The following is a 16962-nucleotide window of genomic DNA, read 5'->3' on the forward strand; positions in this document are numbered from 1 at the left end:
CAACCCATGCCTGACGCCGATATGCAGTCCGCCGGTTTCCGTCAGGCGCGGCTGGCGCGCAAGACCGCCCTGATCGAGGATTATGTCGAACTGATCGACGACCTGCTCAATGACGGGCAGGAAGCGCGACAGGTGGATATCGCGGCGCGGCTGGGTGTTTCGCAGCCCACGGTGGCGAAGATGCTGGTGCGGCTGGAGGCGGACGGACTGGTGACGCGCCGTCCCTATCGCGGCATTTTCCTGACCGACGCCGGGCATGACATGGCGGCGCTGAGCCGCGCGCGGCACCATACGGTCGAACGCTTCCTGCGCGCGCTGGGTGTCAGCGAAGCCAATGCACGTATTGATGCCGAAGGCATGGAGCATTATGTGGGCGCTGAAACGCTGGATGCCTTCCGCCATGCGCTGGATGCGGGCCTTGCCACTTTCCTGAAAACCGCCCGGAAGCACCGCCACGACTGACCCCGCCGGGGTCGGGGCACGGGGGAAGCGCCCACAGGGGGAATGCCATGACCAGACGCGCGGGTTCCGCCGATCTGCCGCTGCATACCGGTCGTGTGCCCGCGTGGCTGGGGCAGAGCATGGCACGCCTTGGCGCGGTCATCACGCAGGCGATCATCCATCATTACGGGCGCGATGAATTCCTGCGCCGGCTGGCGCATCCCTTCTGGTTCCAGTCCTTTGGCGCGGTCATGGGCATGGACTGGCATTCATCAGGCATGACCACCAGCGTGATCGGGGCGCTCAAGCGCGGGCTGGCCCCGTTGCAGGACGAACTGGGCCTGTATGTGTGTGGCGGCCGGGGCCGCCATTCCCGCCGAACGCCCGATGAACTGCTGGACGTGGGGCAGGCGACCGGCCTTGACGCCACCCCGCTGGTGGCGACCAGCCGCATGGTGGCCAAGGTGGACAGCGCCGCCGTGCAGGACGGATTCGACCTGTACCTGCATGGTTTCGTGGTGGCGGCGGATGGTCGGTGGTGCGTGGTCCAGCAGGGCATGCATACCGGCCGGCGCATGGCGCGGCGTTACCACTGGCTGTCCGAAGGGCTGGAGGATTTTGTCGAAGCCCCGCACGCGGCCATTGATGGCCGCGCCACGCAGTCTGCGATCATGAACCTGACCGACCGCCGGGCCGATGCCTCGCGCCGGGGGCAGGTGGGGCTGCTGCATGACATGGGACCGGACAGGGTGACGCGCGAACTCATGCGCATCGAGGGACGACCGCCCCCACCCGTGCCCGCGCAGGGGGAACTGCCGCACCTGTCCATGCCCGGCCACCACGATGTCCAGCCACAGGATGTGAACATGCGCCGCCTGCATGGTGCGCTGGCGGCGGCGGCGGAAGCGGGGCCACGGGATTTCGCAGGCCTGCTGCGCGTGCCCGGCGTGGGCGCGCGGACCGTGCGCGCGCTGGCGCTGGTGGCGGAGGTCGTGCACGGCGCGCCATGCCGTTTTTCCGATCCCGCGCGGTTTTCGCTGGCCCATGGCGGCAAGGACCGCCATCCCTATCCCGTGCCGGTGGCGGTGTATGACCGCACGCTGTCGGTGATGAAGGCGGCGGTGACGGCGGCGAAGCTGGGGCGGGAGGAACGGCTGGACGCCATCCGCAGGCTGGACACGGCCGCGCGCCGTCTGGAGCGGGACGCGACCGGCCCCACATTTTCCGCCATCATGGCGGAGGAATACAACCGTTCACACGAATATGGCGGCCGGTCGGTGTTTGGGTACGAACCACCGCCGCCCCGGCGGGTTTCAGAAGAAGGGCAGGGAGATCGGGTCATGCGCCATGATGGCCAGCCACAGGACCAGCAGGGACATGATGGTGATGCGTCCCGCCACTCGGGATAGGGGTACGTCTGTCATGCAGTCATGATACCGGGCCGAATACGGCAGAAATACGGACCAACCCGTTCGCCACGCCTGGAGGGCAGCATCACATCCATGACCGTAATCGATCCCCGTCCGCCCCATCCGGCAGACCCCGATCCCGTGCCTGACATGGCGCGCATGGTCGAACTGCAGCGTTACCGGCATCACCCGCTTGCCTTCATTTTGCATTACGTGCGCCTGCATGTGCGCTGGCATGTCATTATTGTCAGCGCGATTGCGATTGCGGTTGCCTGCAACGTGGGCATGTCCGCCATCATCCGCCATCTGGTCAACGGCATGACGCAGGGCGGGCAGGGGATGGGGGCGGTGTGGGTGTCCATCATCCTGTTCTGCGGCACCATCATCTGTGACAACGCGGCATGGCGTGTCGCGGGGTGGATGGCGTCGGGGGTGTTCGTACGCGTGGGCGGCGATGTGCGGCAGGACCTGTTCCGGTATCTGACCGGCCATGCCGCGACCTATTTCGCGGAGCGCCTGTCCGGTGCACTGGCGGCGCGTGTGTCGGCGGCGGCGGGTGCCGTGGTGGCGCTGGAAAACATGGCGGCGTGGAACCTGCTGCCTTCGGTGCTGAACCTTGTGCTGGCCATTGTCACCCTTGGCACCGTCAGCCCGTGGATGGCGCTGGTGCTGGTGGGCATGACCCTGCTGCTGGGTCTGGGCATATACCGGCTGGCGGGGCGGGGGCAGTTCCTGCACCTGTCCTATGCCGCCGAGGCGGCGGAGGTGGACGGCGAAATGCTGGATGTAATGCAGAACCTGCCGCTGGTACGCGCCTATGGCATGATCGGTTCCGAACATGGCCGCATGCGCGGGCGCATTCAGGTGGAAACGGGCATGCACAGTCGTTCGCTGCGGTACATGGAACAGCTGCGCATGATCCATTCCACCGTTACCGCCTTCATGACCACGGGGCTGCTGGTCTGGGCGGTGGAACTGTGGCGCATGCACCGGGCCACGACCGGGGATGTGGTGATGGTGACGACGCTGGGGTTCCTGATCCTGAACTGCACGCGCGACCTTGCCTTTTCCATGGTCGAGGCGATGAAGCATGTCACCCGCCTGTCCGAAACGCTGGGCCACCTGCTGGTGCCGCATGAACGCAGCGGTGTCGTGGAATCCAGGATCCTGCCCCCCGCCGCGTGCCGGGGGCATGTGCAGTTGCGCGATGTCAGCTTTGCCTATCCCGGCAGCCCGTCTGTCCTGTCGCATTTTGATCTGGATATTCCAGCAGGCAGCCGTGTCGGGCTGGTGGGCGTGTCGGGATCGGGCAAAAGCACTGTCCTTGCCCTGCTGCAGCGCCAGCGTTTCGTGCAGGCGGGGGCGGTGGAAATGGATGGCATCAACATTCTGGAACTGGATGAGGCCAGCCTGCGCGCCACCATGGCGGTCGTGCCGCAGGATGTGTACCTTCTGCGCCGTTCGGTAGGGGAAAACATCCGTTATGGCCGCCCCGACGCCACCGATGCCGAAGTCCGCGCGGCGGCGGAAGCCGCAGGATGTACCGGCTTTATCGCCGCCATGCCACGCGGCTTCGATACCGTGGTGGGGGAACGGGGGGTCATGCTGTCGGGCGGGCAGCGCCAGCGTATCGCCATTGCGCGCGCCTTCCTGCGCAATGCGCCGGTGCTGATTCTGGATGAGGCGACCAGCGCGCTGGATGGTGAAAGCGAGCGCCATGTCCACGCCGCCCTTGAACGGCTGATGGTCGACCGCACCGTGATCGCGGTGGCGCACCGCCTGTCCACGCTGCGGGGGTTCGATCGTATCGTGGTGATGGAAAAGGGACGCATCGCCCAGCAGGGCAGCATGGCCGAACTTGAACGCGTGCCCGGCCCCTATCGTGACAGGCTGCTGCCCATGGGCGGCGACCTGCCGGTATAGGGATCAGTGCGTGGCGGCAGGGGGTGTGGGCCGGTCTGTTGGCACCAGCAGGGTGTTGGTGCCTGCGGGTGGCGGCGGGGTTTCGACCATGCGGGCGATGGCGGTGCGCGTGCTCAGCACGCCGTGGGTGGCCTGTCCCCGGTCGTCAGGCATGTCCTGCTGTGGCGTCATGAAGACCATGCCCTGCGGAAAGGCCATGAGAACCCGCCTGCGACGCAGGAAGTTCATGCCCAGGACGCTGTAGCTGGTCTTTTCCACATTCACGTCCAGACCCAGATCCTGCCACGTTCCCAGCGTGACATTATCGAAATGATGCCGCCGCCCGTTGAGGATCTTGCCTGCATTGGTGCGCACATGCATGTCCGCATGCAGCATGGCGCTAGTCAGGCCCAGCGCGCGGGCATCCCTGCGGGAAAGGGAGGAGATGTCCGCCCCCGGCTCAACCTCCATCCGTACGGATCGCTCCCCCACCCGCAGCGCCACCCCGGTCATCCGCCCCGTGGAATCGGGCAGCAGCGGCAGCGCGGTGCCATCCGCCCCCAGCCAGTCACGCATTGGCGGGCATGCCCTGTCCTCCCGCGGGAGGAACAGGACCATGCGCCGGGCCGGAAAGTCGAACAGCACGTCATAATTACCCAGCACGTCATACCCGATGATCCCCAGAACGGGTCGGGCGTTGATATGGGGCTGGCCAATTCCCTCCAGCAGGGCGGGCACGTTTTCCGCCATGCCGTTGTTTATGCGCATGGTGTTCAGGGTGGTGGTGTAGGTGGTGTCCTCCCCCGCAATGGTCTGGATGTTTATGATGGATTCGGGCTGGAAATCATGCGGGGTGGCGGCGTACACGCCCACCCTGTCCTGCGTCACGCTGATATAGGACAGCCCGTCCGTCGTGTTGAACGTGACGGGAATGATGGGGCTGCCGCTATTGGTCAGCAGCGGGGCCGTAATGACATGGGCGATGCAGGCGGCGGGCAGGCCGTATGCCAGTTCCGGCGGGGCTTCCGGCGCGGGCGGGGCATGATGGGCGGGACGGGCGTGGACGGACCCCGCGCAGGCCATGATACCCATGGCGCACGCGCCCGCGCGCATGATGCGCGGCGGATGCAGGTCAGTCAGGCTGGTCAGCCAGGTATTCCGCCACATCGGCAGATGCGTCCTGTGGCGATTCGGTCTGGTCGAAACGGGTGTAGTCAACGATGATCCGTCCATCAGGCCTGGCGTTTATGATATCCACGAAGCGATGGTTATAGAGCATACGGTCAAATCCGTAAGCGGAGCGAGCGAATACTGTCTGGCCGGATGCTTCGTCCGTGCCGGTCAGGCTGACGATGATTTCCGCTTCCTGCGCCGACAGGTCGTTTTCGGTCATGTTGTACAGCGGGCTGTCCTTATCAATGACATGCGTTGGCGTGCAGGCGAAGCGCAGGACCGGCACATGCGCCTGCTGCAGCGGCAGGGGATCGAACTGTCGCACCACCCGGCCCGCGGGCGTGCGGATCAGGCGGGCCAGCGCACATTCCACGTCAACCGACAGGATCGGGCTGCGCCTGCAGTTGGCAATGCGGATATCAAGGTGAAGCTGGTTGTTTTCCCACAGGATGAGCGCCTTGTGGCTGAACATCACCCGTGCGCGTGGACGTGAAAAACGCGCGAAGATCAGCCCCGTCGCCAGGGCATTGATCATCATGCCGCCCAGTACCTCCACCGTTGCGATCAGGTTGGCGGTATGGCTGACGGGGATCATGCCGCCATAGCCGACGGTGGATAGGGTCTGCACGCTGAAAAAGAAGAAATCGGCAAAACTGTGCGGATGCGTGCCGCTGATTCCGTTACTGTCCGCCATGTACAGCAGCGCGAACAGCAGGTTGATGCCGACGTAAACCAGCAGGTAGCCGTAGAAGAACGTACTCCACGGCGCGGTCAGGGCATGGTGGTAGAAATCGGACCAGATACGGTCAACCTGTCCCACGCGTATGATCGTGTCGTCGCCCCGGTCCTCCAGCCGGTGGTGATTCGGGGCCGATGACGGTCGGGGCGGGGACGGGTCGGGCGGGATGGGGCGGTCTGGCGTGGCATCCTGTGCCATGGCGTATCCTGTGTGCGGTCGAACGGCATCAGGATCCAGCCGCCCTGACAAGTTTTATAATATTCCATGTCCCGTCCCAGAACAACGCCCGTTCTGCTGGACGGCGCGTCCATGCTGTCTGCATATCCATGGGAACATGGCCGCCAGAGGAGAACCGCAATGACAGATGACCCGACTTCCGACCCGATGGAACACATGGCCCGGACGCTGGAGGGGACAGGGCGATACCGTGTTTTGCGCCCGCTGGCGCCACGCGTGCTGGACCAGTACCCGGAGGGGACGGGCACGCGGCTTGGCATGTTCCTTGACCTTGAGACAACCGGGCTGAGCGCGGCGAAGGACGAAATCATCGAATTCGGGATCGTTCCCTTCGTCTATACGCTGGACGGACGGATATTGGGGTCGCTAGAACCCTTCAGCCGCCTGCGCGAACCATCCTGTCCCATTCCGGCCCAGATTACCGAACTGACCGGCATTACCCCGGCCATGGTGGCGGGACAGTCCGTCACCCCGGAAGAAGTGGAGCGTTTTGTCGCGCCCGCGTCATTGATTATCGCACATAATGCAAATTTTGACCGCAAGTTTGCGGAACGCTTCACATCTGTCTTCACCACCAAGCCCTGGGCATGTTCCATGCGCGACGTGGATTGGGCGGCGGAAGGGTATGAAGGCCGCAAGCTGTCCTATCTGGGGATGCAGGCGGGTTTCTGGTTTGATGGGCACCGGGCGGTGGATGACTGCCAGGCGGGGATCGCGATCCTGGATCGTGACCTGCCGGTATCGGGGCGTCCGGCGCTGGGCGTGCTGCTGGAAAATGCCCGGCAGATCCGTTGCCGGATATGGGCCGAGAACGCGCCCTATGAATACAAGGACATGCTGCGCCAGCGCGGTTACCGCTGGAATGACGGAACCGATGGGAACCCGCGTGCATGGTCCATCTCGCTACCTGAGGAGCAGGTGGAAGCAGAACTGGCCTTCCTGTCAGCCGAGGTCTTTGCCCGCCCCGTTGAACTGCCCGTAACCCGCATCACGCCGTGGGACCGCTTTTCCACGAGGTGCTAGCGCGACTTTGGCGCAATGCCCTGTAGGATGTGAAACGGGAAATTGCCGCAATGCGGGCCAGTGCGCGCTGGCATGGCGCGAAATGCGATCAGGACAGGTTGCGGATCGGGCATGTCGGCCATCATGAGGGGGGACGGGGCCGCTACAGGCCCTCCTTATTCACGAAAGACGGTATCGCGGCCCAGTCGCCTATGGCGTGTCCCAGTCAGGGTCGTTCAGGTTGGAGATATAGGCGCTCCGTCGCCGTCGCTTGCGCATAGGGGCGGGTTCAGGTGCATGCACGACAGGGGAAAGCGGGGGCAGCGGGGCGAATATCTCCCGGATCCGTGGCATCGTATCCCTGTGGGCGTCCTGCTTTTCCAGGTCTTGCAGCAGCGTGTACCCACGTCTGAGCCATTGTATGTCGCGCCTCGATCAGGGTATCGGCCTGTTCCGCCGACAGCAGTCGTATGCCCCGTTGCCCGAGGTCACGGGCACGATCCAGATAGCACAGGATGTCAAACGCATGTCCGGGGGCATGTCGCCACTGGCCAAGCTGTTCCAGCAGCCGTTTCGCGCTCCATTCGATCAGGGTGGCGCGGGGGAAGGGTGGTTGCGTGCTGGTGGCGACATGGCTGCGGGCCGCCTGCAGTTGCGACAGGGTGACGTCATCCATATCGGCACCGCGATAGGGCGTCAGTGAAATCACGCGTCCGGATTCGTCAACAAATCGCAGCCGTCTGCGTGAAACCGCGCGGAGCCGTGTCATGTGATCGGCGGGGAGCAGTGGCACCATGTCGCCACAATACCACAGCGTCCAGTCACCGGTATGGAGGGACAGGGCCGCATTGTCTTTTCCCGCCTGCCTGAAATCCGGCCCCGAATGGGGGGGAACGCCCGTGTCAACCGTGGTGGCCGGATCCAGCTTCCGGGCGGCGCTGACCGGCACCCCGGTCAGCAGGTCATGGCGGGTTTCATCCCCACGCAGGCGGAAACATCCGTCCCGCGTTACCGTGGCCGAAGGCGGAAGTACAGGCCCCAGCCCGGCCTCCCATGTCACTTCCCATGGCGATGGGGCGTCCGGTAGCGCGTCGTGATCCCTGATCAGGACCGGATACCCTTCCATCGGGAAGAACAGATGCCCGGCCCTGCTGTAGCGGCCCACCCGTTTCCCGGTCCGGTCATAATAGATCCGGGGTGCGAAAGACCTGTCGCGCGGCCCCGCTTCGCGCAGGCTGTCGGATGACAGGCTGGCGGCAACCAGCGCGCCATGCGACGGCTGGCATGCCGGCAGGGAGAGGCTGGTGCAGGACGTCGCTTCAAGGCATTCTGCCTGCACCGTAATGTCGAACGGATTGTATTCCCCCCATTCATCCACCCGTGCGCCCATCCCCTGTGTTGCCGGGGACGAGAGAAGCAGCATCCGGTCCGTATCCAGCCACTGGCAGCCATCAAACAGGATGGAACGGCTTCTGCCATATCCCCCCTTGTCCAGGGCATCCAGTTTCAGGTCATAGAGCGCGCCGCTTTCACCCATGATCAGCATCCCCCCGTCATAGGGCTGGATGCAGCAGTCAGGATTCCCGGTTCTGTCCGTTATGCTGGTGTCGTCGTACGCGCAGTTCTCGACAGCCCGCGCCAGAGGGTCGCGCAGGCTGACAGGATACACCCGGTCCGATGAAATCTGGTAGATGAACAGCGTATTGCCGGGGTATGCGAAGCCGTCGCTGTAATCATACCCATACCGGAGCACATATTCATCCCGCGTCCCATCTGGCGACCGGATGATGATGGTGCGGTTCTGTGCGTACTGTCTGGTGTAAACCTCTGGCCGGGATGCGGTATAGGGTGGCGGAACAAGCTGGAAACCATTGCACAGTTCGCGAAGGATCGTATTGTCATCCAGCAACATGACTTCGGGTGCCGGGGCGCATTCCCCGTATTCCTGCAACAGGTCATCGTAGCAAATTTTATTTTCCGCCAGCAGCAGTCCGGGCGTCGTACTGTCCGGAACCTGCAGGAAATACTTCTTGTGGATTTCAATCTGCCTGTCGTCGGCATCGCCCTGTACCATGACGAGGCGCCACATGACGGATACGCCATTGGGGAGCGTGCAGAGCCGGCCTTTTTTCTGCAGCGGCACGGTTGATGGGGCAGGAAGGCTGCCGGAACGGATGCGAGGCCTGCGCGTGGACCGCCGGCGGGGCTGGGGAACGTGCCGGGCCGGAAGGGTGGCGAAGGTCGTAAACAGGGTTTCGTGGCCCGCGGCATCGCGATGGCGAAGCGTGTCGCCTTCTGTTACGAAGATCCCTGCGCCGTTTCCGGTCTGCAGGGGCAGGATGGGCGTTTCATCCGGCTCGGAGGGGTCAGGCGGCCCGTAGAGGGTGTATGTCCCGTCCATCTCCACGGCCAGCATCCTGCGTTCGGCACAGAACAGGAGGCGGCGCGGCAGATCGGCCGCCGGAAGGGACAGCATGGTGGTCGCATCCCGCCCGCCCACCTGTTGCCGGTCAAGCGGAACCAGGGAGAGGGTGAAGCCGTCATCCATGGCAAGGCCGACCCAGGCCTGTTCGTTGTCCTGGCTGTCGCGTTCGATGGCGACAAGGCGGAACAGGATGCCGGAACGCGGAGACGCGCGACAGCAGGCCGTAAGTCGTCCGCGTTCATGGCCATCGAGCGGGTCCAGCAGCATGAAGACGACGCCATCATGCGCATCATAATCTGTCGTGGGCGTGCGCGTGCTGATGCCACACACGATAACCGCCTGCCCGGACTCTGGCCCGTATCCCGCCGGGAAATGGGGGGACATGAACATGTCACGCAGTTCGCTGTCGGGGTTGTCCAGAACGTCCAGCGGCCAGCACACGATCCGCAGGAGCGAGGGCGCTTCCGTCATGTTGCGCAGCCAGCGGAACGTCCGTCCCTCACCACGCAGCCATTGCATGGCCATGGTGTGCAGGGGTGTGTTTTCCGGTTCCGCCAGGAACTGCTGCAGCAGGCGGGAGAGCACCATGGCAAACCGCTGCATGATGCCGCCGTGCTGCGCGTCGTCTGCGGCATTGATGCCTGCGATCAGGTTCTGCATGTAACCGCTCTGCTGGCGCAGTACCATCCGCAGGGATGCGACCTGTTTTCGGTCCGGTGCGATACGTTCCAGGCGCGCAAGGTCGTCAATCACTTCCGTGATCAGGCCGACGGCAATACGTATGGCCAGCGCTGCCGGATTGCCCAGATAGGCATGGGCTTTTTCCAGCGCGTCGTGTGATGACAGGGGTTTACTGGGCGCATCGGGATCGGTGGCGATATCCAACAGCAGTGCCGGCACCTGCCTGAGCGCACGCAGGTCGGCCGGGGTGATGTGCTGCCACGCCGGCGCGGTGTCGTCCTGCTCGCCCGGATGCAGCCAGGCATGGGCCACACCGTCAAACCACAAGGCCAGCGCCCCCCGGCATGCCCCGAGGGCGGGAAAGGACGGATCGGTGGGCAGGGTGTGCTGGCATTCCGTGAATTTCTGGTGGAAATAGCGGATCGTGATGCCAAACGGGTCAGCCGTCGCCGTTTCGATCAGAAAGGGTTCCAGACGCCCCAGAACGCGTGCGACCAGCACGGGGGGAATCATGTCGGGCCAGATATCCTCCATTTTCCAGTGCGAGGTTGCCCTGACCCGCGCCATCATCCCGGGAATGAGGCCGATGCTGCCAGCCAGTTCCCGGCGCGACAGGCCAAGGCGCGCCAGCGCCAGCATCCTGATGGCGGCGCTGGAGACCGCTGGCGTGCCCACATGCCCGGCATTTTCCAGCATGGCCCGGACCCATTCGTGCAATGTCCATGCGCCGCCGCCAGCATGCGTGCGGAAGACCTGCGTTTCCTCAATCCGGGGATAGGGCGCGAAGGCCAGGGTGGCGGCAATGCGTATGGCGAGCGGTTCGGGCGCATCGCCCAGCAGCCCGAGGAACAGGCTTCGCCTGCCCGGCGGCTCCTCATCATTGAGCCTGCGCGGGATCTTGAGTGTCGCGGTCAGGGTATCAAGCAGTTCATGGGCCACCGGCGCATCCGCGTCGCTGGGCGAAAGGCGCAGGGGCGGCGTATCCTGCGCATCGGCGGGGCACCATTGCCCGCGCGGCAGTTTCAGCGGGCGGGACCAGTCCGGGTCGGGTGGATTACCCTCTTCGCTGCGTATTCCGATGCACGCGACAAGCTGGCGTTCCGCCGTATCGTCTGTCCGTGTGGTTGTGGCGGCCGTCTCGATCACGCGACGCAACCGGGCCAGGGCACGCGGGTCCAGATGATCAAGTCCGTCAATGACCAGCCACAGCGGGGCGTGCGTATCCGCACGCGTCATCCAGGCCTGCACAGCCTGTTGCAGCCTGTCAAAGCGCAGGCTGTCCGGTGTCGCGCCTACATAATATTCAAGGATGGCGAGGCCGGGCGTCATCTTTTTCGCCGCCTTGCGCAGCCGCATCACCAGTTTGGCCAGCAGCGCGGTCTTGCCCACCCCGCCGCTGCCGGTCACGATCTGGAAGGCGCTCTTTTTGTGGTCAGGCGCGAACAGGGCCTGCAGCCTGTCCAGTGTTGGCCCGCGTCCGTGGAAGATGAAATCGTCATCTTCCGGTCCGTCGTTTTCTGGACTCTTATCTTCCGGGCCGAAATAGTACAGTGGCGGGCATCTGTTCTCGCCAAAAAAGCGGTGGGCATCGGGCGGGCTGACATGTTCGTTCAGCAGTTCATCGACATGTACGCCCAGCCGTCCAAGAACAAATCCGGTATCGAATTCCCGATATCCTGCAAAATCATCCAGATGCTTGGGATCGCTGTAGTAATCCTGCAATGTGGTCCACATGTCGGTGCCAAGCAGCTTTTCCATCCGGCTGTTGTCATCGTTGCCGGACTGCATGCAAAAGCCGTGGCGCAGCAGGGTGATCGGCTTTCTTACCACGTTCAGCCCCAGCATGATTTCCTGAAAGGTGGCGCTGGTACACAGGTTATAGCGGATGTCCCGCTTATCGTCGGTGGACAGTTCCTTTATGGCATAGGCATCAAACAGGTTGCGCAGGATTGTCTGGTCTGTGTTCCACTGTCCCGTATTGGCATCCGTTTCGGCCGCAAGGATGCGGACATCCTCCCCGTCCTCGACCAGGGCGGAGAACCAGCCCTGATCCTTCATGATGGTGCTGTCGGGCCTGTACCAGGTTTCAAGGGCCCGCTTTGCAGTGTCATCGGCCTGGCCGCGCAGGGTTTCATACAGTTTCTGGCCCAGCAGGTTGGGCAGGGGACGCCAGCCCACGCGCACGCCCAGCAGGCCGAGGAAATTGGGTTTTTCCGTCAGGCGCTGGCAGCGCAGGATCTCATCAAGGCACAGTTCAAGCGTGTCCTGGCTCCGCGCATCAGCTTCATTGACCCCCCAGCGCAGGTCAATCACCTCCAGTTCGACCCCTTTCTGCACGAATTTCTTCTCAAGGGTGGGGAAAACCTCGGTATGGAGTAAATGGCGCTCAGTTTGGAAATCCAGAAAGGTCGAGCTAAGAAATATGCGGAAGACTTTCAAATTTCTTATCCTTTGGTGTGGTATTCTGGATGACCATTATTGGCAGGGATATCCATGATGCCTGCATGCCATGCGGGTCGGGTGGCAGGGTACATGGTATTGGTGTCAGGTGGCGCAATATGCCCGTGGTCTGCGGGAACTATGCGGGCAGGACAGGGAGCATATATATTGCGCAGGTAGCGCAGTCCGCTTCCTGTCACATGTTCAGGGAAATGCCTGCCTGCGTACACGCAGAAATAGGGAGCAGGCGGGGACAGTATATAATGAATTTATGATGAATGGTATGATAAAAAATAGTAATATTGGAATTGTACCATGTTATGCGCTGGATTGTGAAGAGTAATTCTGTCTAATTTCACCATATGTACCATGCAGGACGGCATCATGCCCCGAAAGTTTGTGCATGAAGCAGGGAATATCCATAAAAGAATGTTTGAAAACAGATTATTAATAAATAAAAGTTTTTGGGTGCCGCCTTTTTTTAAAAGGCGGCGTTTTCTGAAGTCCGTGCGATATCGCAAGGGCTGGCAGTTCAAACAGTCCCTTAACCGGGACGCTGCGGCATGTCATCGTTTGCCCTGCCAACACCCGGGTTCAGGATGTCCCGCCCCATCGCGCCGATTTTTTCCAGATTGGCTTCAAACAATGCCGGTCGCGCAATCTGGCCGGTAATACGCAATCACCTCGTAAAAATCCCGAAGCGTGCCACGGGTGTAATTCTGGCTGGCGTTTCTGAACGTGACGCGTTTTTCAAGATGTGATGCCGGTCTTTCCTGTCCGTGCATGAACAGCATGAAACCGGGCCATGTCAGAAACGGTCGTAACGCGACAGAAATGGGTGTGAGAGACCTTTGTTTCCATCTTGCTACCGTTTATGTCGTATCCGTTTCGTATCAATGTCTTCCCCATCCGCCGGGCCGGAACGGGGCTGAGGACAGGTCTGCCATGCAGATTTCCATCTTCGGTTCCGGCATAACAGGCGTCACGATACGGTGAACATGAGGCGTAAAAGTACAGGATATGCACGAAGGGCGGTTCAGGACGTGGGCGCGCGAAGCGGAATTTTCCGCTGACAGGCCCGCGCGGCCGATCATGGTCAGTCGGGTCGGTACGCCGCCAGCGGCACGGATAAGGCCGTCATGGCGAAACTGAAGCCGACCGCAGATGGCGGCGGGCAGAGCGCAACGTATTTTGCACTGACCCGCACCGATGTCGTGGATTTCAAAAGGGACAGGCATGACAGATGATGAATTACTGGCGCATTTCGCCAGCAATGCCCCGGATTTTCAAAAAATACTGCCGGATCTGACCACGGAAGAAAAAAGCAGTTTCTGCAAGATTGCACGTATTGTCCATGATGCGGGTCTGGACTGGTACTTCACTGATAAAACAGACGAATACTTTCGCTTTGGTCGCAAGAATGCCTATGACAAGATGGCTGGCCGACAGAAGGTGCTCGGCTTCATGGAAAAGAAGGGGGGCAAATGCCGCCTTTCGTTCAATGCAGGAAGCCTGCCGGACCTGCAGGAATACAAGGACGGATACTTCCCGCTTGATGGTAACGCCGTAAATGTTATCCAGCGTGTCCTTGCCCATAATCAGGAAATCATCAGGGAAAGACTGGCATCAGACCGTCCCGGCCTGTGGCCTGATAACTATCCGCCCCGTTCGGAAAACAGTAACGCACCCACGTCGCACGACGCCATGACAGGAAAAGAAGACGCCATGCCCGATACATCCACGCCAGATGCCGTGAACCTGATTCTGTACGGGCCGCCGGGTACGGGCAAGACCTATGCCACGGCGGCCGAAGCCGTGGCGCTGTGCGGTGAGACGGTGCCAAAGGACCGCGAGGAACTGATGGCGGTCTATCACCGCCTGATGCGTGCGGGCCGGATCGAATTCGTCACTTTCCACCAGTCCCTGGCTTATGAAGATTTCGTGGAAGGACTGCGTCCCCAGCAGAACACGACAGTCTGCGGCCCCGAAGGCGAACAGCCCGCAGCAGGGTTCACGCTGGCGCCAAAGGATGGCATCTTCCGCCAGATCGTGCGTGAAGCTATGAATGAAAACCTGGAAGGGAAAGACCTGTTTTTTCAGGGAAAACAGTTTTTCAAGATATCCCTTGATGCGACTGATGGCAGTGATAACGACCATATCTTTGAAAACGCCATAAAGGGTCGTTACGCCACCATCAGCTATGGAAACGTGGATTTGAGAGATCCGCGTTTTGTCGACCCGGACGCCATCCTGCACGCCATGCGGGAGGCAGACGTGGGGAAACAGGGGAACAGGCTCGAGCCCAGATCAGGCTGGGTCAGGATGCCGACCGTCTTTCGCAACAGTATCCGCAATGGTGACATTCTTATCGTCTCACGCGGGGAAAATGCGTTCCGCGCCATTGGCATGGTAACCGGTGACTATGACTATAAACCGCTTGAGTTACAGCCGAATTACGTGCATCGCCGCCGGGTGGAGTGGCTGTGGGTGGACCCCGCAGGCCAACCGGTCAGCAATATCTATCCCCCCGGTTTTTCCGGGGCGACCCTTTATCAACTGGACCGCAACCAGGTCAACATCCCGGTAATGGAACAGTATATTGAGGCGCAGCAGGACGTACCACCCGCCGCGGCGGAACCTTATGTCCTTATTATAGATGAAATCAACCGCGCCAATATTTCCAAGGTCTTTGGCGAACTCATTACCCTGCTGGAACCCGATAAACGGCTGGGCAAGCCCAATGAACTACGGGTGCGCCTGCCCTATTCGGGTGACCTGTTCGGTGTACCGTCCAACCTGCATGTCATTGGTACGATGAATACGGCGGATCGCTCCATCGCGCTGCTGGACACTGCGCTGCGCCGCCGGTTCGATTTTCGGGAACTGATGCCTGATCCGGATCAGCTTAAAACCGTGGATGGCATCGACCTGTCAAAGATGTTGAGCGCGCTGAATGAACGGATTGAATACCTGTTCGACCGCGAACACCAGATCGGGCATGCCTATTTCATCGGGTGCAAAAACCGCAGCGATATCGACCGGGTCATGCGTGACCGGATCATCCCGCTGCTGGCGGAATATTTTTACGAAGACTGGGACAAGATCGCCGCCGTGCTGGGGGACGCGGACACGAACCGTGAAGGCGGATTTCTTCTGTGATGGGGTGGACGGCTCCCAACGGCATCGCGATGTGCCAAGGTGAAGTCGTTGCAGAATTCACAGAGGAGGCCACCCATGGAACAAATTATCCGTATTGGCATGGACACGTCAAAAAGTGTTTTCCAATTGCACGGTGTAAACGCGAAGGAGCAGCCTGTTTTGCGCAGGAAGCTATCCCGCCGGGAGATGGTAAAGTTTTTTGAGAAACTGCCCCCGATTGAAATCGCGATTGAGGCCTGTGGCGCCTCCCATTACTGGGGGCGGGTGCTCTCGTGTCTGGGACACACAGTGAAGCTGATCGCGCCGCAGCTCGTGAAGCCTTATGTCAAGCGCGGGAAAAACGATGCCGCCGACGCGGAAGCCCTCTGTGAAGCGATGAGTCGGCCTACAATGCGGTTCGTCCCGCTCAAGAGCGAGGAAGAGCAGGCAGCGTTGATGCTGATTGGAATGCGGGCACGACTTATCCGGAACCGCACACAGCTCGTCAATACGATCCGGGGATATGCTGCCGAGTTTGGGATCACGGCGCCCAAAGGCATGTGCCGGATTGAGGCACTCCTTGATCGGATCGCTGCGGACGAAAGCCTGCCCACATTGACGCGCGAGTTGTTTGCCCTTCACGCAAAGGAATATGCTGAATTGCAAGGTGAAATCGAACAGCTTGAGGGCAAGGTGATGGCATGGCACCGCGCCAACGAATGCAGTCAGCGTCTTGCGAAAATTCCGGGCGTTGGCCCGATCGGCGCAGCGCTGCTGATGATGAAAACGCCTGATCCGCATCTGTTCAAATCGGGTCGAGCCTTTGCGGCCTGGATCGGATTGACGCCCAGGGATCACTCAACCGGTGGAAAAACAAGGCTTGGCAGAATCACACGCGCTGGCGATGAGGTCTTGCGAAGCACGCTGGTGGTTGGCGCGACCGCAGTCGTGTCGCATGCCCGGCGGACCAATGGGAAGAATGCCTCATCTTGGTTACGTGAATTGCTGGAGCGCAAAAAACCGAAACTCGCAGCGGTGGCCCTTGCCAATAAGATTGCGCGGATTGCCTGGAAACTGATGGTCAGCGGCGAACACTATAAGCGCCTTCTGCAGCAACCCGGCGCAGCTGCTGTTTGAGCTTAGCCTGGCACGATGCGCTGACATTTGACGCTCTCGTGCCGAGCTGAGGTCGTGGCTTGCAAGTAATAGAGCAGATGGTGTGATCGATCGATCCATGGCGTGAGAAAACCCGTGGCAACCAGTGGTCATCAAAGACCGCTTCTGTGTTTGGGGCTCACGCTGCGGAAGCCATCTTGGCCAGCGACCCTATGGCCGCATCAACAGGCCGGACATATGGAAGCAAAGATCCGATCATT

Annotated in this window: 11 protein-coding genes; 6 read left to right on the forward strand and 5 right to left on the reverse strand. The window is 61.3% G+C overall.

Features of this window, described 5'->3' with window-relative positions; genetic code table 11:
* Positions 1–6: 6 nt before the first annotated feature.
* The 3 genes from mntR (at position 7) to GEU01_RS04400 (ending at position 3773) form a co-directional block, all read left to right on the forward strand.
* Complete coding sequence (gene mntR / locus GEU01_RS04390) at positions 7–462, forward strand: manganese-binding transcriptional regulator MntR (RefSeq protein ID WP_010510864.1); 456 nt, start codon at positions 7–9, stop codon at positions 460–462.
* Positions 463–509: 47 nt separating this feature from the next.
* The gene (locus GEU01_RS04395) at positions 510–1850 is read left to right on the forward strand and encodes a DUF763 domain-containing protein (RefSeq protein WP_019085093.1); all 1341 of its coding nucleotides are present in this window, start codon (positions 510–512) and stop codon (positions 1848–1850) included.
* Between the two features lie 93 nt (positions 1851–1943).
* Positions 1944–3773, forward strand: a complete 1830-nt coding sequence (locus tag GEU01_RS04400; RefSeq protein WP_026018497.1) for an ABC transporter ATP-binding protein — start codon at positions 1944–1946, stop codon at positions 3771–3773.
* Positions 3774–3776: 3 nt separating this feature from the next.
* On the opposite strand, the gene GEU01_RS04405 is transcribed toward GEU01_RS04400, so the two are convergent.
* Complete coding sequence (locus GEU01_RS04405) at positions 3777–4919, reverse strand: retropepsin-like aspartic protease (protein WP_019085095.1); 1143 nt, start codon at positions 4917–4919, stop codon at positions 3777–3779.
* A complete protein-coding gene (locus tag GEU01_RS04410) occupies positions 4885–5862 on the reverse strand; it encodes an ion channel (protein WP_019085096.1) in 978 nt (325 codons plus the stop codon). The genes GEU01_RS04405 and GEU01_RS04410 overlap by 35 nt, the downstream gene beginning before the upstream one ends.
* A 159-nt stretch (positions 5863–6021) precedes the next feature.
* Here GEU01_RS04410 and GEU01_RS04415 point away from each other — a divergent pair, with 159 nt between their 5' ends.
* Positions 6022–6924: a 3'-5' exonuclease gene (locus tag GEU01_RS04415; RefSeq protein ID WP_010510857.1), complete on the forward strand. Its 903-nt coding sequence runs from the start codon at positions 6022–6024 to the stop codon at positions 6922–6924.
* Positions 6925–7192: 268 nt separating this feature from the next.
* Here the strand turns inward: GEU01_RS04415 and GEU01_RS04425 are convergent, their stop codons facing one another.
* The 3 genes from GEU01_RS04425 to GEU01_RS26175 form a co-directional block, all read right to left on the reverse strand.
* On the reverse strand, positions 7193–12448 hold the full coding sequence (locus tag GEU01_RS04425) for a DUF4062 domain-containing protein (protein ID WP_019085098.1): 5256 nt from the start codon (positions 12446–12448) through the stop codon (positions 7193–7195).
* A 544-nt stretch (positions 12449–12992) separates the two neighbouring features.
* The gene (locus GEU01_RS27245; protein ID WP_269719723.1) at positions 12993–13127 is read right to left on the reverse strand and encodes a hypothetical protein; all 135 of its coding nucleotides are present in this window, start codon (positions 13125–13127) and stop codon (positions 12993–12995) included.
* 572 nt (positions 13128–13699) lie between these two features.
* A complete protein-coding gene (locus GEU01_RS26175) occupies positions 13700–14044 on the reverse strand; it encodes a hypothetical protein (RefSeq protein ID WP_198284445.1) in 345 nt (114 codons plus the stop codon).
* A gap of 129 nt (positions 14045–14173) precedes the next feature.
* Here GEU01_RS26175 and GEU01_RS22280 point away from each other — a divergent pair, with 129 nt between their 5' ends.
* Together GEU01_RS22280 and GEU01_RS04445 are read left to right on the forward strand one after the other, a co-directional pair.
* Positions 14174–15607: an AAA family ATPase gene (locus GEU01_RS22280; protein WP_198284446.1), complete on the forward strand. Its 1434-nt coding sequence runs from the start codon at positions 14174–14176 to the stop codon at positions 15605–15607.
* A gap of 75 nt (positions 15608–15682) precedes the next feature.
* Positions 15683–16723, forward strand: a complete 1041-nt coding sequence (locus GEU01_RS04445; protein ID WP_019085102.1) for an IS110 family RNA-guided transposase — start codon at positions 15683–15685, stop codon at positions 16721–16723.
* Positions 16724–16962: the final 239 nt, after the last annotated feature.

The organism is Komagataeibacter europaeus LMG 18890 (assembly GCF_000285295.1).
Lineage (GTDB): Bacteria > Pseudomonadota > Alphaproteobacteria > Acetobacterales > Acetobacteraceae > Komagataeibacter > Komagataeibacter europaeus.

What these genes read in the sequence shown, in the direction of transcription:
- mntR (WP_010510864.1), top strand. Translation starts at nt 7, where the DNA reads ATGCCTGACGCCGATATGCAGTCCGCCGGTTTCCGTCAGGCGCGGCTG.
- GEU01_RS04395 (WP_019085093.1), top strand. Translation starts at nt 510, where the DNA reads ATGACCAGACGCGCGGGTTCCGCCGATCTGCCGCTGCATACCGGTCGT.
- GEU01_RS04410 (WP_019085096.1), bottom strand. Translation starts at nt 5,862, where the DNA reads ATGGCACAGGATGCCACGCCAGACCGCCCCATCCCGCCCGACCCGTCC.
- GEU01_RS04445 (WP_019085102.1), top strand. Translation starts at nt 15,683, where the DNA reads ATGGAACAAATTATCCGTATTGGCATGGACACGTCAAAAAGTGTTTTC.
- GEU01_RS04405 (WP_019085095.1), bottom strand. Translation starts at nt 4,919, where the DNA reads ATGTGGCGGAATACCTGGCTGACCAGCCTGACTGACCTGCATCCGCCG.
- GEU01_RS04415 (WP_010510857.1), top strand. Translation starts at nt 6,022, where the DNA reads ATGACAGATGACCCGACTTCCGACCCGATGGAACACATGGCCCGGACG.
- GEU01_RS04400 (WP_026018497.1), top strand. Translation starts at nt 1,944, where the DNA reads ATGACCGTAATCGATCCCCGTCCGCCCCATCCGGCAGACCCCGATCCC.
- GEU01_RS22280 (WP_198284446.1), top strand. Translation starts at nt 14,174, where the DNA reads ATGCCCGATACATCCACGCCAGATGCCGTGAACCTGATTCTGTACGGG.
- GEU01_RS26175 (WP_198284445.1), bottom strand. Translation starts at nt 14,044, where the DNA reads ATGGGCAAGGACACGCTGGATAACATTTACGGCGTTACCATCAAGCGG.